Source organism: Pseudomonas sp. NPDC089407, assembly GCF_044900445.1.
Taxonomy (GTDB): domain Bacteria; phylum Pseudomonadota; class Gammaproteobacteria; order Pseudomonadales; family Pseudomonadaceae; genus Aquipseudomonas.
The window spans coordinates 60493-77926 of the sequence record NZ_JBJDNB010000024.1 but is presented as its reverse complement, the minus strand read 5'-3'; the positions used below and the strand labels follow the sequence as shown (position 1 = coordinate 77926).

General features: G+C 61.8%; 15 protein-coding genes. 8 read left to right on the top strand and 7 right to left on the bottom strand.

All coding sequences use genetic code 11. From position 1 onward, the window contains the following. Window positions 1–3: 3 nt before the first annotated feature. Genes ACI2KG_RS18820 through ACI2KG_RS18810 form a run of 3 tightly spaced genes read left to right on the top strand, consistent with a single transcriptional unit; the run spans window position 4 to window position 1846 of the window. A complete protein-coding gene (locus ACI2KG_RS18820) occupies window positions 4–696 on the top strand; it encodes an AzlC family ABC transporter permease (RefSeq protein ID WP_404662911.1) in 693 nt (230 codons plus the stop codon). Continuing rightward, complete coding sequence (locus tag ACI2KG_RS18815; RefSeq protein WP_112252371.1) at window positions 693–1007, top strand: AzlD domain-containing protein; 315 nt, start codon at window positions 693–695, stop codon at window positions 1005–1007. The genes ACI2KG_RS18820 and ACI2KG_RS18815 overlap by 4 nt, the downstream gene beginning before the upstream one ends. After that, a complete protein-coding gene (locus ACI2KG_RS18810) occupies window positions 1004–1846 on the top strand; it encodes an AraC family ligand binding domain-containing protein (RefSeq protein WP_404662910.1) in 843 nt (280 codons plus the stop codon). Before ACI2KG_RS18815 ends, ACI2KG_RS18810 begins: the two co-directional genes overlap by 4 nt. Here ACI2KG_RS18810 and ACI2KG_RS18805 read toward each other — a convergent pair. Further along, complete coding sequence (locus ACI2KG_RS18805; RefSeq protein WP_404662909.1) at window positions 1828–3057, bottom strand: MFS transporter; 1230 nt, start codon at window positions 3055–3057, stop codon at window positions 1828–1830. The two genes, ACI2KG_RS18810 and ACI2KG_RS18805, sit on opposite strands and share 19 nt — an antisense overlap. Before the next feature lie 343 nt (window positions 3058–3400). On the opposite strand from ACI2KG_RS18805, the gene ACI2KG_RS18800 reads away from it, so the two are divergent. Beyond that, the gene (locus tag ACI2KG_RS18800; RefSeq protein WP_023381060.1) at window positions 3401–3628 is read left to right on the top strand and encodes a hypothetical protein; all 228 of its coding nucleotides are present in this window, start codon (window positions 3401–3403) and stop codon (window positions 3626–3628) included. A 123-nt stretch (window positions 3629–3751) separates the two neighbouring features. Here ACI2KG_RS18800 and ACI2KG_RS18795 read toward each other — a convergent pair whose 3' ends face one another. The 5 genes from ACI2KG_RS18795 to ACI2KG_RS18775 all read right to left on the bottom strand — a co-directional run bounded on the left by ACI2KG_RS18795 (window position 3752) and on the right by ACI2KG_RS18775 (window position 9390). Then, on the bottom strand, window positions 3752–4231 hold the full coding sequence (locus ACI2KG_RS18795) for a copper chaperone PCu(A)C (RefSeq protein ID WP_404662908.1): 480 nt from the start codon (window positions 4229–4231) through the stop codon (window positions 3752–3754). Then, window positions 4232–4840: an SCO family protein gene (locus ACI2KG_RS18790; RefSeq protein WP_400617385.1), complete on the bottom strand. Its 609-nt coding sequence runs from the start codon at window positions 4838–4840 to the stop codon at window positions 4232–4234. Window positions 4841–5185: 345 nt separating this feature from the next. Further along, complete coding sequence (gene nfuA, locus ACI2KG_RS18785; protein WP_003250416.1) at window positions 5186–5770, bottom strand: Fe-S biogenesis protein NfuA; 585 nt, start codon at window positions 5768–5770, stop codon at window positions 5186–5188. Window positions 5771–5828: 58 nt separating this feature from the next. Beyond that, entirely contained in the window at window positions 5829–6863 is a 1035-nt protein-coding gene (locus ACI2KG_RS18780; protein ID WP_404662907.1) for an acyltransferase family protein, read from the bottom strand. A 208-nt stretch (window positions 6864–7071) separates the two neighbouring features. Further along, window positions 7072–9390 carry a fatty acid cis/trans isomerase gene (locus tag ACI2KG_RS18775; RefSeq protein ID WP_404662935.1) on the bottom strand — a complete coding sequence of 773 codons (2319 nt, stop codon included), beginning with the start codon at window positions 9388–9390 and terminating at the stop codon, window positions 7072–7074. Between the two features lie 179 nt (window positions 9391–9569). On the opposite strand from ACI2KG_RS18775, the gene metH reads away from it, so the two are divergent. Together metH and ACI2KG_RS18765 are read left to right on the top strand one after the other, a co-directional pair. Beyond that, complete coding sequence (gene metH / locus ACI2KG_RS18770) at window positions 9570–13277, top strand: methionine synthase (RefSeq protein ID WP_404662906.1); 3708 nt, start codon at window positions 9570–9572, stop codon at window positions 13275–13277. Between the two features lie 159 nt (window positions 13278–13436). Further along, complete coding sequence (locus ACI2KG_RS18765; RefSeq protein WP_043201995.1) at window positions 13437–13652, top strand: DUF2970 domain-containing protein; 216 nt, start codon at window positions 13437–13439, stop codon at window positions 13650–13652. A gap of 320 nt (window positions 13653–13972) precedes the next feature. Here the strand turns inward: ACI2KG_RS18765 and ACI2KG_RS18760 are convergent, their stop codons facing one another. Beyond that, entirely contained in the window at window positions 13973–15049 is a 1077-nt protein-coding gene (locus ACI2KG_RS18760; RefSeq protein ID WP_404662905.1) for an ABC transporter substrate-binding protein, read from the bottom strand. Between the two features lie 213 nt (window positions 15050–15262). Here ACI2KG_RS18760 and ACI2KG_RS18755 point away from each other — a divergent pair, with 213 nt between their 5' ends. Together ACI2KG_RS18755 and ACI2KG_RS18750 are read left to right on the top strand one after the other, a co-directional pair. After that, the gene (locus ACI2KG_RS18755) at window positions 15263–16915 is read left to right on the top strand and encodes a nitrite/sulfite reductase (RefSeq protein WP_404662904.1); all 1653 of its coding nucleotides are present in this window, start codon (window positions 15263–15265) and stop codon (window positions 16913–16915) included. Further along, window positions 16899–17393: a DUF934 domain-containing protein gene (locus ACI2KG_RS18750; protein WP_400617391.1), complete on the top strand. Its 495-nt coding sequence runs from the start codon at window positions 16899–16901 to the stop codon at window positions 17391–17393. The genes ACI2KG_RS18755 and ACI2KG_RS18750 overlap by 17 nt, the downstream gene beginning before the upstream one ends. Window positions 17394–17434: the final 41 nt, after the last annotated feature.

The window sequence follows — 17434 nt, the reverse complement described above, 5'->3', positions numbered from 1 at the left end:
ATCATGCCCCACATCGCTCGCCAAGCCTTTCTCCACGGCGCCATCGCCATTCTCCCGCTGTCCCTGGCCGTCGCCCCCTGGGGTTTGCTGGCCGGCTCGATGGCCATCGAAGCCAACCTCAGCGCCTGGCAGGGCCAAGGGCTGTCAGCCATCGTTTTTGCCGGCGCCGCGCAACTGGTGGCCATTGGCATGCTCAAGGGCGGCGCGAACCTCGCGTCGATCCTGCTGACGACCCTGCTACTGACCTCGCAGCACCTGCTGTATGGCCTGTCGATGCGCCCGGTGCTGTCCAGCCAGCCACTGCGTTGGCGGCTGGGCCTGGGCTTTCTGCTGACCGACGAATTCTTCGCCCTGACCAGCCAGTACGACCAGCAACAGTTCAACCGCTGGTACGCCCTGGGGGTGGGCCTGACCTTCTATGTCGCCTGGAACCTGTTTACCCTGGCCGGCATCCTTTTGGGCCAGAGCATTCCGCACCTGGACCAGTTCGGCCTGGACTTCTCCATCGTTGCCACCTTCGTCGCCCTGATCGCCCCGCTGGTGCGCAACCTGGCCACCGTCGTGTGCGTGGCCGTATCGCTGTTCTGCTCGGTGCTGTTCAGCTCCTGGCACTGGGAAACGGCGCTGGTGGCCGCAGGCCTGCTGGGCATGAGTGCCGGCTTTATCTGCCAGAAATTCGCCGGAGCACGCCCATGACCTGGATCCTGATTTTCGCCATGGGCGCCATCGTGTTCCTCAACCGCTATGCGTTCCTTGAGCCACGCCTGCCGCTGCGCCTGAGCTCCAACGCCCGGCAGTTCCTCGGCTTTGCCGTGCCGGGTATGCTCACCGCCATTTGCGGCCCGATCATCTTCATGCCCGAGCACCAGCTCAACCTCAGCCTGCTCAACCCCTACCTGCTGGGTTCGCTGGTGGCCATCGCCCTGGTGCTGTTGACCCGCAGCGTATTGCTGAGCATGCTGGTGAGCATGTTGATCTTCTTCCTCCTGCGCAGCTGGCTGGCATGAGCACGCCCCTGCGCGAGCAGACACACCTCTGGCAGGCGCCAGCCCTGGGCGACGTCGAGATGCTGCACGCGCGCTACTTCCAGCAGCGCTTCGCCCCGCATGTGCACGAAGGTTATGTGTTCACCGTGATCGAGTCTGGTGCCCAGCGTTTCTGGCACCGTGGCAGCGAGCACCTGGCGCCGGTCGGCAGCATGGTGCTGATCAACCCCGACGAACTGCACACGGGTGCCACCGCCCATGAAGCCGGCTGGCGCTACCGCGGCTTCTACCCAGAGCATGAGCGGGTTACCGGCGTGCTCGACGAACTGGAACTGGGCCGCCACGGCATGCCCAGTTTCAAGGACAGCGTGATTCAGGACCCGGCCCTGGCCATCGCCTTCAGCCAGCTGCACCAGCTTTCCGAAGCCGGCGCCAGTGCCCTGCAGCAACAGACGGCCTGGCGCCAGGCGGTGCTGGCCCTGGTGCAACGCCACGGGCAATGCGCCGAGCCCTCGGCCCCAGGCAACGAACCCCTGGCCGTGGCCCGCGCCCGCGAACTGCTGGAAAGCCAGTTGGCCGACCCGCCCTCACTGGAAGCGCTGGCCGCCGCAGTCAACCTGTCACCGTTTCATTTCGCCCGGGTATTTCGCCAGGCCACCGGCCTGCCGCCACATGCCTGGCTGAAACAGCGGCGCCTGGCCCGCGCGCGGGAAATGCTCAAGAGCGGCCTGGTGGCGTCAGAAGTAGCGTTCGACCTGGGGTTTGCTGACCAGAGCCATTTGAGCCGGCAGTTCAAGCAGGCTTACGGGGTGTCGCCGGGGGTTTATCGGCGAGCATGTGTTCAATCCTTGCCTTCCTGATCCAGGGGCGGCTGCACGGCAACGTCTTTCAAGTTCCAACGTATTGGCGCGATGAACAACATGAACGTCATCCATACGAAGGTTGCCGGCCCTGCAAGCATGAAGACCAGACTGGCAATCAACCCCGAAACGGCATCGCCAATGACGGCGGTAAAATAATAAAGAGAGAAGTTTCTGCCAACCTCATGTTCGCTCGACAAGCACTGGATGTTTGTAACTATGGCAATATCGACGAAGGCACCGATGAAGCCGACCAGAAGCAGCATCAGCAAAAACAGCCAAGGATTGAACTGGAGCGCGACAGCTGCGGCAAAAAACAGCGCACCGTACAGCAACCAATAACGCAGCACCAATCTCGCACTCGTACGAGGATTAAAGCGTGTATAGAACACACCCCCTAAAACAGTACCCGCTGCAAGAAGCGAGAAAACGTAACCCACCGCCGCCTCAGCGTCGAAGTGCTCCAACAACGAAGCAGGCAGAATAAAACGAATCACAGAGGTCGCGAACATTGCGCAAAGGGTCGTGCAACCAATGACAGCAAACAAAGGCGCGTTACTAAACCTGAGTTGGCTCACACTGTGAACCGTATCCCGAACCATTACACGCCCATTGAAAGCAAGCCGACGGCCTTTGCTCGCAGGAGCCAGAGTGAGGAGTGAAATACCAGACAACACAAGGCACAGGGCGAAGAACAAAAACGTCGTTTCACGAGACAAGATCAACACAAATGCCGAGAACACGAGTGGCCCGACAATTGAGGCAGCATCCTCAATCACTTGAAGCGTGCTGTTTATTGAGGCGAGTTCGTGCTTTTCCACCAGATCCGGAAAGTAGGCTCTAAACGTGGGCGCATAAACGCAGTCGAGCGCTGTCATGAGCATTGAAAGACCGACCAAAACAGAAAATGCCGGCGAGAGTAAGCTAAATGAAGCAAAGCATGCGAGTGCAAGCACTGCCTTCAGCACCTCAACAGCAAATAAAATCAGCCTCTTGTCGGCGTTGTCCGCCAACCAGCCGCCCAAGGGCGAGAATATCAGGCTTGGCAAGTAACGAAAGAAATAAGCGATGCCGATCATAAACAGGTCTGCATCGGTCATGGACACAATGGCTACGGCAAATGCCGCCTCGAAGGCAAATTCTCCACATTTGGAAAATGCATAGCCTAACGCTAACGGCCGCGTTCCGTGGTTACGACTGAATACCCGCATAATGAGTGCGCCCTGAGCAGTCTGTATAGACAGGCCAGATCTAAAACCCTTCTGCGACTGCAATCAACGACCAAGTTGTAACAGCATTGTCACTGCACCCACCTGCGAAACCGGGACTGGGAAAATTCCTACATTCTGAACACTGTCGCCCAGCAGCTAAAGCCCAAACTGCATGCGGCGAGGCGGCATGAGATTAAACACTTTATTTATCGATTTTGATAAGTAACTTGTTATTACTTTCGCGCCAAGGCAGCCCTTCGCCGGCGCCCTGACTTTGTTGCCAGCGCAGCAGAGACCCGCCAGTCCTCTGCTACACTGTCAAGGCTGAATGGAGGATCCTGCCATGTCCGAAAGAGAGCTCACCACCCTCCTGTCGCTGATGAACCAGCGCCAGGCCTGCCTGAGCAGTGCCTGCAAGGAGATTGCCGACTGGATCGACCGGCAGGGCGACATGCCCGCCGCCGGCAAGATCCGTGCAAGCCTCAAGGCCCTGGAGGCCGATGAAGCCCAGGTCCGCAAGACCTTGACCTCGTTGACCCTCGACAGGCCATTGCCCAGGTTTCGCAGCTGATTGAGACTGGGGCCGGTGTGGGAGCGGGCTTGCCCCGCGAAGCAGGCAACGCAGTGAATGGCACCGGCTTTGCCGGTGTTCGCGGGGCAAGCCCGCTCCCACAGGCAGCCCCATTCAAAGCTGTCAGTGCTTCATGTGCATATGATCATGCCCGCCCGCCTCGGCGTTCAGCGCACGCACTTCAGCCTGCACGTCCACGCTTTCCTTGGCGCCCTTGGCATCTTCAATCGTCAGGGTCAGCGGCACTTTGTCGCCTTCTTTCACCTGATCGTTCAGGCCCATCAGCATCACGTGCAGGCCATTCGGGTCCAGGGTCACGGGCTTGCCGGCTGGCAGCTCGACAGCGTTCACCTCACGCATGCCCATCACTTCACCGTTCATGGTCATTTCATGCACCTGCACGGTCTTGGCCACGGGCGATGCCACGCTCACCAGCTTGCTGTCGCTGCTGGCGGTCAGGGTCATGAAGGCACCGGTGGATGGCTGGTGCGGCACCGTGGCACGTACCCAGGCATCGCTCACGGTGGTCTGGGCGAAAGCAGGAAGTGCCAGGCCCATCAGGACCAGGGCAGCCAGGCCGCGTTTGATCGGTTGCATCGACATTCAGCAGATCTCCATCAGGGTGACCAGGTCTTCGGCGCATTCCTTGGCATTCAGGGAATGGCCCAGGCTCAGGCGCAGGGTGCCACGTGTATCGTAGACGTAGCTGGTGGACGAGTGAGAAATGGTATAGGTGTCCCCGGCCGGAACCTTCTCGTAGAACACCTTGAATTCCTTGGCCACCGCGGCAATTTCCTCGGGGGTGCCAGTTAGCGCGACGAACGTCGGGTCGAAGGCCTTGACGTAGGCGTCCAGCACCTCGGGGGTGTCGCGTTCCGGGTCCAGGGTGATGAACACCACCTGGAACAGGTCACGGTCACGGCCACGCAGCGTCTTGCGGATCTGTGCCGCACGCGCCAGCGTGGTTGGGCACACAGCCGGGCACTGGGTAAAGCCGAAGAAGATCATCGGCATGCTGCCGTAGAAGCTCGACAGGGTGCGCACATTGCCTTGCGGGTCCTTCAGGCTGAACTTGCGCCCGAGGATTTCGTTGCTCATGTTCTTGCCGTACTTGAACTCGAGCCCCCGGGCCGGGCTGCAGCCCGCCAGCAGGCCGAGCCCGAGAACGCCCATGCCGGCGACAACTGCACGCCGGCTATATAGATCATTCATGAAACCATCCTTTACAGGGAAGGTGCCGACCCTCGGGACGGGCCGGTCGAAAAACCGGGGCATTCTGGCATGACGCCCAGAGGGGTTCTACCCGACCAAGGCGAGGATCGCCTGCAGCCCTTTGAATACGGGCTGCGGCCTGTTGTCGCAGGGGTTGAAACCGTAACACTTTGTTGCTAAGAGAACCGCTGATACGCCATCCATGTAGGAGCGGCCTTGTGTCGCGATCGGGCTGCAAAGCAGCCCCGGGATCTTTGCCATTCCGCAAGATTGCCGGGGCTGCTTTGCAGCCCGATCGCGACACAAGGCCGCTCCTACAACGATCGCACCAACTCAGCGTCGGCCTTAGTAGTAGGCGTTCTCTTTCTGCGAGTGGTCAGTCACGTCACGCACGCCTTTGAGCTCCGGAATACGCTCGAGCAGGGTGCGCTCGATGCCTTCCTTCAGGGTCACGTCGGCCTGGCCGCAACCCTGGCAACCACCCCCGAACTGCAGCACGGCGATGCCGTCGTCGACCACGTCCACCAGGCTGACCTGCCCGCCGTGGCTGGCCAGGCCGGGGTTGATCTCGGTCTGCAGGTAGTAGTTGATGCGCTCGTTGATCGGGCTGTCTTCGTTGACCATCGGCACCTTGGCGTTCGGTGCCTTGATGGTCAGCTGGCCACCCATGCGGTCAGTGGCGTAATCGACCAGGGCATCTTCCAGGAACGGTACGCTGACCGCGTCCAGGTAAGCGGTGAAGCTCTTCAGACCCACGGCGGTGTCGTCAGGCTTCTCTTCGCCCGGCTTGCAGTAGGCAATGCACGTCTCTGCGTACTGGGTGCCCGGCTGGGTGATGAAAATGCGAATGCCGATGCCAGGCGTATTCTGCTTGGAAAGCAGATCGGCCAGGTAGTCATGGGCGGCGTCGGTAATGGTTATAGCGCTCATGTAGGTTCCTCACAGACTTGCCGCCAAGTGTACGCCAACCCGGCCTTTGTACAAAGTCCTAGTAATTGACTCGGGAAAGCGCATATTCCGGCGTTCCCCCCCGTGGTTCCGCCAGCCAGGCCTGCATGCGCCGGTACAGGCCGCGCTCCAGCCAGTGGTAGCTGAACCACGACATTAGTCCAATGGACGGCACGCACAGGGCAAACACCAGGTACGGGTTCAAACCCAGCCGTTCGCTGGCAAACCAGCCGGCATAAAGCACCAGCACGTGAATCAGGTAGACCGAATACGAACAGTCGCCCAATGCCTTGAGCACCTGGTTACCTTTGAACAAGGGCTCCATGGACACAAACGCCAACACGATCATGGCACTCGGCAGCCCCCAGTGCAGCAGGCGCTGGGAAGCGTCCAGGTGATAAAGCGCGAAGCCTGCCACCGCCAACAGCGCCAGCGGCACCCACAACCCCTCACGAATCAGGCCACGACGGTAAACCACACCCAGGCCGATACCCAGCAGAAACTCGTAGATGATGCCGTTGTTGTAGAAGTGGCTGAGCAAACCAAGGCGGCCCAGCACCTCGCTCACCACCAGCAGCGCCGCCGTCATCAGCAGTTGGAGGTGACGATGGCGAACCAGGAATGCCAGACCGAACAACAGGTAGAAGAACATCTCGAAATTCAGTGTCCAGCCCACGTTCAGCGTTGGGTAAAGACCATAACCACCGGGGTTTTCCGCTGGAATGAACAGCAACGAGAGCAATAAGTGGTGCCAATCGAATTCCTGATGCGGCATCCATTGACTGAAGGCCAGCAGCAGCGCCGCCATGAGTGCCGTGTAGAACCAGTAGGCCGGGACGATACGCAGCGCCCGGTTAAGCAGGAACTGGCGCGGTTCGATGGCTTTGTCGCGGGTCGACAGGTAGATGACCAGCCCGCTGATGACGAAGAAGATGTCGACACCTACGGCGCCACGGTCGGTGAGCAGTTGGCCGATGGGGCCGGTGGCGTGGAAGTCGAAGAAGATCTGCATGAAATGGTGGCAAACCACCACCCAGGCGGCGAACGCCCGCAGTGCCTGAAGCGAATACAGCATGAAATACCCTGCGCTTGGCGGTGCATTGAGGCCTTTGGGAGCGCTGTGCGCCCCATCGCCGGCAAGCCAGCTCCCACAGGGACCACGTAAACCCGAAGGCGACGCAGGACCTGTAGGAGCTGGCTTGCCGGCGATTGGGCTGCAACGCAGCCCCCGGACCACCCACCCTTTCCGACCGCAGGGCACCCGGAAAGGTCAGCCAACCTGATCAGAGGTTCTCATAGCGGTTCATGTCCAGCACACCCGCTTCGACCGGCTGGGTCTCCTTGATGTAGCTGTTCAGGTCATGGAAGTAACGCCAGAAATCAGGGTGACTGCGGCGCACGCCCCAGCGCATGACAATGCGCTCGAACTTGGCGGCATCATCCTTCGCATACTCCATGTCCTCGACGAACTCCGGCACATCCGCAGTCGGAATATTGAAGATGAAGTTGGGGTAGCTGCTGAGCACGCCCGGGTACAAGGTCAGCGTGTCCAGGCCAGGCTGGTAGCGGTACGCCTCACCCAGCAGGAACGCCACGTTGCTGTGCGCACGGTTGCGCAGCAGGCTGTAGACCTGGCGCTGGCCACCCTGCCCTTCGATGCGCAGCATGGTCGCCTCGGGCAGCTGGTTGATCACCTTCAACCCGGCAGCCGGGCGCGACACCAGGCGGCTGAGCGACTGCTCGGCATTGCGGAACTCTTCACCAAGCTGCGGCGCTTCACTCACCTGCGGCCGTGAGCAGAACGCGCCCTGGCAGCGGTTGATCGGGTCAGGCGCGGCATTCAGGCTACCGGTACGCTGCAGCAGCTTCAGGCCAAAGTCGCGCTTGGGGTTGCGCGGGTCGAGCTTGATGCCGCTCGGCGTGTCGGTGTCGATGTCTTCATAATCCATCCACATCTTCACCTTGCCACTGTTCTGGTACCAGTCGCTGAGGATTGCCTTGCGCTGGTCCGCCGGCATCAGGCGCAGGAAGTTGACCTCGGCGCCGTTGCGGATCAGGTCGAAGTACAGGCGCGTCTGCAACTGGTGCGAAACGTTGCCGTACACGTCGAAGTTTACCGCCAGCTGGTAGTAGGTGCGCTCGAACAGCGGGTAGTCGAACAGCCACACGGTGAGCGGCACATCACCGATCAGGCCCTTGGTCACCGAAGCACTGTCGAAGTGGCGGAAAATGCTCAGCAGCGCGTTGTCGTTACCGGCCCACAGCGTCGACCAGCCCGGTGCCGGCATGTCGGCATAGGCTTCACGGCGCAGCTTCTCGTAGTCGTTGCGCTTGTCGCGGTAGGCATGCCACAGGCTCAGCACACTGCCCACGTCATCGATTTGCCCGGGCATGGCCAGTAGCGGCGTAGCCTCGCCACGGTACTGGGCATCGGTGATGTAGCGGTCGTGGGCCGGCTCCTGGAACAGTGCCCAGAAGTTGTCGCGGATCACGTCGGTGGCGATCTGCCCACGGCAAACCGGGCCGCGGATGAAGGTGCGCACGAAGTACTCGGCGTTATCCAGCATGAACTGGTAGCGCGCCACCGCCGGGATCGCTTCGAAGGTTTCGAACGGGTTGGCCCGGTGGCGCGGGCCATAGCCGGGCAGCGCAATGGCATGCCAGTCACCGGCGTAGAACAGCTGCTTGACGCGCTTGAGCTTCTGCGGCCCCATCGGGTAGGTGATGTGCGTCTTGTGCACGATCACGCCCTGCACCGGGATCAGCCGGTAATAGAAGTCGGTGCCCGGTGGGTCGTTGGGCCGGCGCGTGGCGATGATGTCGGCCGGCTGGCCACTGGGCGTACGTGAGCGCACCCATTGGAAGAAGTGGCCCTGCTCGCCACCGACAAAGTAGATGTGCGCCAGGAACAGGTGCTCGTACAGCCAGCGGCCAACCAGTGCTTCGGTGGAACCCGGGCGGTTCAGCAGTTCTTCCCAGTCGGCAATCTGCTTGGCTTCGGCCGCACTCGGCTTGATCGGCTGGTACTCGACCGGCGCTCCAGCGGCCAGCCAGCGGCGCAGGGTGTCATATTCCTTGTCGGTCAGCCCGGTCACCGCCAGCGGCATGCCCTCTTTGGGGTGGGCGCCGGCATAGGCATCGAACTCGTGCGGCAACGGGCACATGTTGTTACGGCTCAGGCCCAGGACGATCTCCTCGGGCAGCTTGGCGTTGGGCGTAAGCGGGGTCTTGTGACCCAGTTCGAGCATGCGCGCCATCAGCGCGGCCTGGCTGCCCTGGTTGTCGAGTACCGAGTAAAAGCCCTTCTTGCGCCATTCACCCTCGCTGTGGGCGTCGTAGAACAGCCGCGTAGTGGGTACCGCCGTGCTACGTTCGCCCTGGTACACCGGGACCTTGCTGGCCCCGCGTACCGCGCCTTCGGGGCTTTCCAGCTTGAGCTGGCAGGCAGCGTCGTTGCAGGCGTGGCAGGCCACGCACTTCTCGGTGAAGATGGGTTGTATATCCCGGGTGTAGGAAATAGCCGGGCTCGACTGCGGGGCTTGCCCGAACACCGCGCCGCTGATGAGCAGGGCGAAGGCGCCGGCAAGGAAACGATGCACCATGTGCGGAAAGTCCTGGTTCTTGAAAGCCATCACGATTTGTTGCCTGGTCGTCCTTGGTGCTGAACGTCGCTGGCGCCCCAACATGAGCCATTTTCATGCAAATGGGCGATACACCTAAAAAGCGCGCAGCTTTGTTATGATTCTGCACCTTCTGTTATTTGCCCGACCAGGTAGTTCCTATGTCCGACCGCAGCGCTCGTCTCCAAGCACTCCAGAACGCACTCGAAGAGCGCATCCTGATCCTCGACGGCGGCATGGGTACTATGATCCAAAGCTACCGTCTCGAGGAACACGACTATCGTGGCACGCGTTTCGCCGATTGGCCAAGCGATGTAAAGGGTAACAACGATCTGTTGTTGCTCAGCCGCCCCGATGTGATCGCTGCCATCGAGAAGGCCTACCTGGACGCCGGCGCCGATATTCTCGAAACCAACACCTTCAACGCCACGCAGATTTCCCAGGCTGACTACGGCATGGAGTCGCTGGTCTACGAGCTGAACGTCGAAGGTGCACGCGTCGCCCGCCAAGTGGCCGATGCCAAGACCCTGGAAACCCCGAACAAACCGCGCTTCGTCGCCGGCGTGCTCGGCCCGACCAGCCGCACCTGCTCGATCTCCCCGGACGTCAATGACCCCGGCTACCGCAACGTCACCTTCGACGAACTGGTAGAAAATTACGTCGAGGCCACCCGCGGCCTGATCGAGGGCGGCGCCGACCTGATCCTGATCGAGACCATCTTCGACACCCTCAACGCCAAGGCGGCGATCTTCGCCGTGCAACAGGTGTTCGAGGACGACAACGTCGAACTGCCGATCATGATCTCCGGCACCATCACCGACGCCTCCGGCCGCACCCTGTCGGGCCAGACCACCGAAGCGTTCTGGAACTCGGTGCGCCACGCCAAGCCGATTTCCGTGGGCCTGAACTGCGCCCTCGGCGCCAAGGACCTGCGCCCGTACCTGGAAGAACTGGCGACCAAGGCCGACACGCACGTTTCCGCCCACCCCAACGCCGGCCTGCCGAACGCCTTCGGCGAGTACGACGAAACCCCGGCCGAAATGGCCGCGGTGGTCGAAGAGTTTGCCGCCAGCGGCTTCCTCAACATCATCGGCGGTTGCTGCGGCACCACCCCGGGGCACATCCAGGCCATTGCCGAGGCCGTGGCCAAGTACAAGCCGCGGGAAATCCCGGAAATCGCCAAGGCCTGCCGCCTGTCGGGCCTGGAGCCGTTCACCATCGATCGCCAGTCGCTGTTCGTGAACGTTGGCGAACGTACCAACATCACCGGTTCTGCCAAGTTCGCCCGGCTGATCCGCGAAGAGAACTACACCGAAGCGCTGGAAGTCGCCCTGCAGCAGGTCGAAGCCGGCGCCCAGGTGATCGACATCAACATGGACGAAGGGATGCTCGACTCCCAGGCGGCCATGGTTCGCTTCCTCAACATGATCGCGGGCGAGCCGGACATCTCGCGCGTGCCGATCATGATCGACTCGTCCAAGTGGGAAGTGATCGAGGCGGGCCTGAAGTGCATCCAGGGCAAGGGCATCGTCAACTCCATCTCCATGAAGGAAGGTGTCGAGCAGTTCAAGCACCACGCCCGCCTGTGCAAGCGCTATGGCGCCGCCGTCGTGGTGATGGCCTTCGACGAGGTCGGCCAGGCCGACACCGCCGCGCGCAAGAAGGAAATCTGCCAGCGCAGCTATGACATTCTGGTCAACGAAGTGGGCTTCCCGCCGGAAGACATCATCTTCGACCCGAACATCTTCGCCGTCGCCACCGGCATCGAAGAGCACAACAATTACGCCGTCGACTTCATCGAGGCCTGTGCCTTCATCCGTGATCACTTGCCGCACGCGCTGAGCTCGGGCGGTGTGTCCAACGTGTCGTTCTCGTTCCGTGGCAACAACCCGGTGCGTGAGGCGATCCACTCGGTGTTCCTGTACCACGCGATCCAGAACGGCCTGACCATGGGTATCGTCAACGCCGGCCAGCTGGAGATCTACGACGAGATCCCGGCAGCACTGCGCGAGAAGGTCGAGGACGTGGTACTCAACCGCACCCCGCACGGCACCGATGCCCTGCTGGCGATCGCCGACGACTACCGCGGCGGCGGCGCCATCAAGGAAGTGGAAAACGAAGAGTGGCGCTCGCTGCCGGTGGAAAAACGCCTGGAGCACGCGCTGGTCAAGGGCATCACCGCGTTCATCGTCGAAGACACCGAGCAATGTCGCCAGCAGTGCGCACGCCCGATCGAAGTGATCGAAGGCCCGTTGATGAATGGCATGAACGTGGTCGGCGACCTGTTCGGCGCCGGCAAGATGTTCCTGCCCCAGGTGGTCAAGTCGGCCCGCGTGATGAAGCAGGCCGTGGCCCACCTGATTCCGTTCATCGAAGCCGAGAAAGGCGACAAGCCGGAAGCCAAGGGCAAGATCCTGATGGCCACGGTCAAAGGCGACGTGCATGACATCGGCAAGAACATCGTTGGCGTGGTGCTGGGCTGTAACGGCTACGACATCGTCGACCTTGGTGTGATGGTACCGGCAGAGAAGATCCTGCAAACCGCCCGCGAGCAGAAGTGCGACATCATCGGCCTGTCCGGCCTGATCACCCCGTCGCTGGACGAGATGGTCCACGTTGCCCGTGAAATGCAGCGCCAGGGCTTCAACCTGCCATTGATGATCGGTGGCGCCACCACCTCCAAGGCGCACACTGCGGTCAAGATCGAACCCAAATACAGCAACGATGCGGTCATCTACGTCACCGACGCCTCGCGTGCGGTGGGCGTGGCCACCCAGCTGCTGTCCAAAGAGCTGAAGCCGGGCTTCGTCGAGAAAACCCGCCAGGACTACGTGGAAGTGCGCGAGCGCACCGCCAACCGCAGCGCCCGCACCGAGCGCCTCAGCTACGACAAGGCCATCGCGGCCAAACCACAGTATGACTGGGCCAGCTATCAGCCCGCGGTGCCCTCCTTCACCGGCGTCAAGGTGCTGGAAGACATCGACCTGCGCACCCTGGCCGAATACATCGACTGGACGCCGTTCTTCATCTCCTGGGACCTGGCCGGCAAGTTCCCGCGCATCCTTACCGACGAGGTGGTCGGCGAGGCCGCCACGGCGCTGTACAAGGATGCCCGCGAGATGCTCGACAAGCTGATCGACGAAAAGCTGATCAATGCCCGCGCGGTGTTCGGCTTCTGGCCGGCCAACCAGGTGGCAGACGACGACATCGAAGTCTACGGCGCAGACGGCCAGGCAATGGCCACCCTGCACCACCTGCGCCAGCAGACCATCAAGCCGGACGGCAAGCCCAACTGGTCGCTGGCCGACTTTGTTGCGCCGAAAGCCAGCGGCCTGACCGACTACGTGGGTGGTTTCATCACCACCGCCGGCATTGGTGCCGAGGAAGTGGCCAAGGCTTACCAGGACAAGGGCGACGACTACAGCTCGATCATGGTCAAGGCCCTGGCCGACCGCCTGGCCGAAGCCTGCGCCGAATGGCTGCACGAGCAGGTGCGTAAAGAGCACTGGGGTTATGCCCGCGACGAGCACCTGGACAACGAGGCGCTGATCAAGGAGCAGTACAGCGGTATTCGCCCGGCCCCGGGCTACCCGGCCTGCCCTGACCACACCGAGAAGGAAACCCTGTTCCGCCTGCTTGATGGCACCGCCATCGGCGAGACCGGGCCGAGCGGCGTGTTCCTTACCGAGCACTTTGCGATGTTCCCGGCGGCAGCGGTCAGCGGCTGGTATTTTGCCCACCCGCAGGCGCAGTACTTTGCGGTGGGCAAGGTCGACAAGGACCAGATCGAGAACTACAGCGCGCGTAAAGGCCAGGATGTGAGCGTGAGTGAGCGCTGGTTGGCGCCTAACCTCGGGTACGACAGCTAAAACCGTTGGGGCCGCTTTGCGGCCCATCGCGACACAAGGCCGCTCCTACAGGGGAATGCAATCCCTTGTAGGAGCGGCCTTGTGTCGCGATGGGCTGCACAGCAGCCCCAATTGCCACCTACACTGTCCCTGATTGCCTCTGATTCTTCAGGAGCCTCCATGGACGATTCCAGCCAGGGCAAACCCCCGACCTTCTGGCAGATGCTGCACAGCATCCTCGCCGCCGCGTTCGGTGTGCAAAGCGGCAAGAACCGCGCCCGCGACTTCACCCACGGCAAAGCCAGCCACTTCATTGCGCTGGGGACGCTGTTCACCCTGGTGTTCATTGCCGTGCTGATCGGCCTGGTGCAACTGGCCCTGCACCTTACCCGTTAGCCGGTGCGGTCCCTGTGGGAGCGGGCTTGCCCGCGAAGAGGCCGGCACAGGTAAAACAAAAAGCGCCCGCGAGATTCCCTCCCGCAGGCGCCCTGGCTGCATCACGGTCTTGAGTTTCAAGTCACTGGTGGCTGACCCAATACACGGCAGTGACCACCACCAGAACGATCAGGCACAGGATCGCCCAGGCATCGACACTGCTGTCAGCTTTGCGGACCTTGGTTGAGTTTCCCATTGCATTGCCTCTTGTAGTGGTTATGGGAATGCACTTCACCACCAGCAGTTAAGACGAGCAATGCCCTTCCCTCAAGCAGGGTCTTTCAATATTCGACCGGTGACGTCAGAAACGGGTACTGATAGCCGGCTGGCTGCCCTTCGGCACTGTAATGTTGAAAATCGACGCCGTAGTCGTCCCGTTCCAGCAACTTCAGCCAGCGCCTGGCCTTGGCCTGGTCAATGGCCTGCAACACCGGGGCACTGTGCTCGCGCAGGCCATCGCGGCTCAACGCCAACCCCTGGGCATCATCGTGCAGCATCACCATGGCCCACCCGCCCAGGGTGAAGTGCCCGCCCATCAGCACGCTCAGGCGCCCGTCGATACGCGCTCGCAGGGCCTCAGGCGAGTTGTTGACGGCACTGAACAGCACATCGCGCCCAGGCACACGCCCGGCCTCTTCGAAGGCCTGCATGGCGCCGAAGGCCATCTCGTCATTGGCCGACCACACCAGGCGGGTGGCCGGGTAGCGTTCCAGCAACTGCTGAGCCTGCTCGTAGGCGCGCTGGCGGCTCCAACCGCCATACACCACCTGGCGCAGACGTACCTGAGGGAAGTCGGCCAGGGCACGGCGCATACCCTCCTCGCGCAACTGCGAGGCGGGGGTGGTCTTGACCCCGGCAAACGCCACCAGGTCCACCGGCAAGCTGTCGCGGGGCAAGTGCGCGACCATCTGGTGCAGCATCTGGAAGCCTGCCTGCTCGTCGTTGCTCGTCAAGGTGCCCCAAGGCTCGGCATATTTGTCGGGCTGGGCCTGGATGCTGCGGATCTGGCTGGCGGTGAGGCCGTTATTGACCAGCAACAGCTTCACCCCGGTACCCCGCGACAGGCGCAGCACTTCTGGCGCCACATACTGCTCGTTGACCAGCACCAGGTAATCCGGCCGCTGTGGCCCGCCGAGAATCGCCCTGGCCTGGGTCAACGCCAGGTCGGCCCGGCGCTCGCTGTATTCCACCCGCAGGTTCATGCCCAGCTCATCGGCGGCGGCCTGCATGAAACGGCTGTAGCTGGTCCAGAAAGCTTCGGTAGACAACCCCGGGTTGATGAACACCACCGAAGCCGGTTGTGCGCTTGCCGCCAGCGGCAAGGCAAGACACACGCTTTGGCACAACGCCTTGAGCATGGGCTGACATCTCTGCAAAGCAAACGCCGGATTATACTCGCCAGGCCCGGCCCCGGGCACAAATGGCAGTCAGTCTCACATAGTCCATTTGGTTCTTTTCATATGCAAAAACATCACTTTAGCGCATAAACGCAACCTGCTATCGTTCCCCGGCTCCGAACCGGAGTGCGCGGCCGTGCGCGCGAATAGCTGCATGCCTGAGACAGGACTTTTATGTACGTATACGACGAGTACGATCAGCGGATCATCGAGGACCGCGTCAAGCAGTTCCGTGATCAGACCCGCCGCTACCTGGCCGGTGAGCTGAGCGAAGAAGAATTCCGCCCTCTGCGCCTGCAGAACGGCCTATACATCCAACGTTTCGCGCCGATGCTGCGTGTCGCCGTGCCGTACGGCCAGCTGAACGCCAACCAGGTCCGCACCCTGGCCAAGATCGCTCGCGACTACGACAAGGGCTACGCCCACATTTCCACCCGCCAGAACGTGCAGTACAACTGGCCGGCGCTGGAAGACATCCCGGACATCCTCGCCGAGCTGGCCAGCGTGCAGATGCACGCGATCCAGACCAGCGGCAACTGCCTGCGCAACACCACCACCGACCAGTTCGCCGGTGTCGCCGCAGACGAAATCATCGACCCGCGCCCATGGTGCGAGATCGTCCGCCAGTGGACCACCTTCCACCCGGAATTCGCCTACCTGCCGCGCAAGTTCAAGATTGCCATCAACGGCTCGCAGGAAGACCGCGCTGCCATCGAAGTGCACGACATTGGCCTGGAGCCGGTGCGCAACGACGCCGGCGAGCTGGGCTTCCGTGTACTGGTCGGTGGTGGCCTGGGCCGTACCCCGGTGGTCGGCTCGTTCATCAACGAATTCCTGCCATGGCAAGACCTGATCAGCTACCTCGACGCCATCCTGCGCGTGTACAACCGTTACGGTCGCCGTGACAACAAGTACAAGGCGCGGATCAAGATCCTGGTCAAAGCCCTGACCCCGGAAGTGTTCGCCGAGAAGGTCGAGGCCGAAATGGTCCACCTGCGTGGCGGCAACACCACCCTGACCGAAGCCGAAGTACAGCGGGTATCGCGCCACTTCGTCGACCCGGAGTACCTGGCCCTCGATAACGTCGACTACGCCGCCCAGGACGCCGAATACCCAGGTTTCGCCCGCTGGCGCTCGCGCAACACTCGCGCTCACAAGCGCCCGGGTTACGTAGCCGTGACCCTGTCGCTGAAGCCCACCGGCGTTGCCCCTGGCGACCTCACCGACAAGCAGCTGGACGCCGTGGCCGACCTGGCCGAGCGTTACAGCTTCGGCTTCCTGCGTACTTCGCACGAGCAGAACATCATCCTGGCCGACGTCGAGCAGCGCCAGTTGCACGCGCTGTGGCTGGAACTGCGCGAAGGCGGCTTCGCGACCCCGAACATCGGCCTGCTGACCGACATCATCTGCTGCCCGGGTGGTGACTACTGCTCGCTGGCCAACGCCAAGTCGATCCCGATTGCCGAGTCCATCCAGCGCCGTTTCGACGACCTGGACTACCTGTTCGACATCGGCGAGATCGACCTGAACATCTCCGGCTGCATGAACGCCTGCGGCCACCACCACGTGGGCCACATCGGTATCCTCGGCGTGGACAAGAAAGGCGAGGAGTTCTACCAGGTATCGCTGGGCGGCAACGCTGCACGCGGCGCCAGCCTGGGCAAGATCCTTGGCCCGTCGTTCGCCCAGGATGCCATGGCCGACGTGATCGAGAAGCTGATCGCCGTGTACGTCGAGCAACGTACCGAGGAAGAGCGTTTCATCGACACCTACCAGCGTATCGGTATCGACCCCTTCAAGGAACGCGTCTATGCAGCGAATCATTAAGAACAACCAGATCGTCGACGAAACCTGGCACCTGCTGCCCAAGGACTTTTCGTTCGACGAGCTGACCAACTGTGACGACTACATCGTGCCGCTGCAGATGTGGCGCGACCACGCCCACGTGCTCAAAGCTCGCGATGGCGGCCTGGGCGTGTGGCTGGACAGCGACCAGGAAGCAGAAGAGATCGGCGAAGACGTGCAGTACTTCCAGGTCATCGCCCTGAACTTCCCGGCCTTCACCGACGGGCGCAGCTATTCCAATGCTCGCCTGCTGCGTGACCGCTACAAGTTCACCGGTGAGCTGCGTGCCATTGGTGACGTGTTGCGCGACCAGCTGTTCTTCATGGCCCGTTGCGGTTTCGATGCGTTTGCCATCCGTGCCGACAAAGACCCGGAAGACGCGCTGCAAAGCCTGAAGGACTTCTCGGTGACCTACCAGGCCGCCACCGACGAGCCGCTGCCGCTGTTCCGCCGCCGCTGAACATGGCAAGGCTGGCCCTGTCCATGACGGGCCAGCCTGCT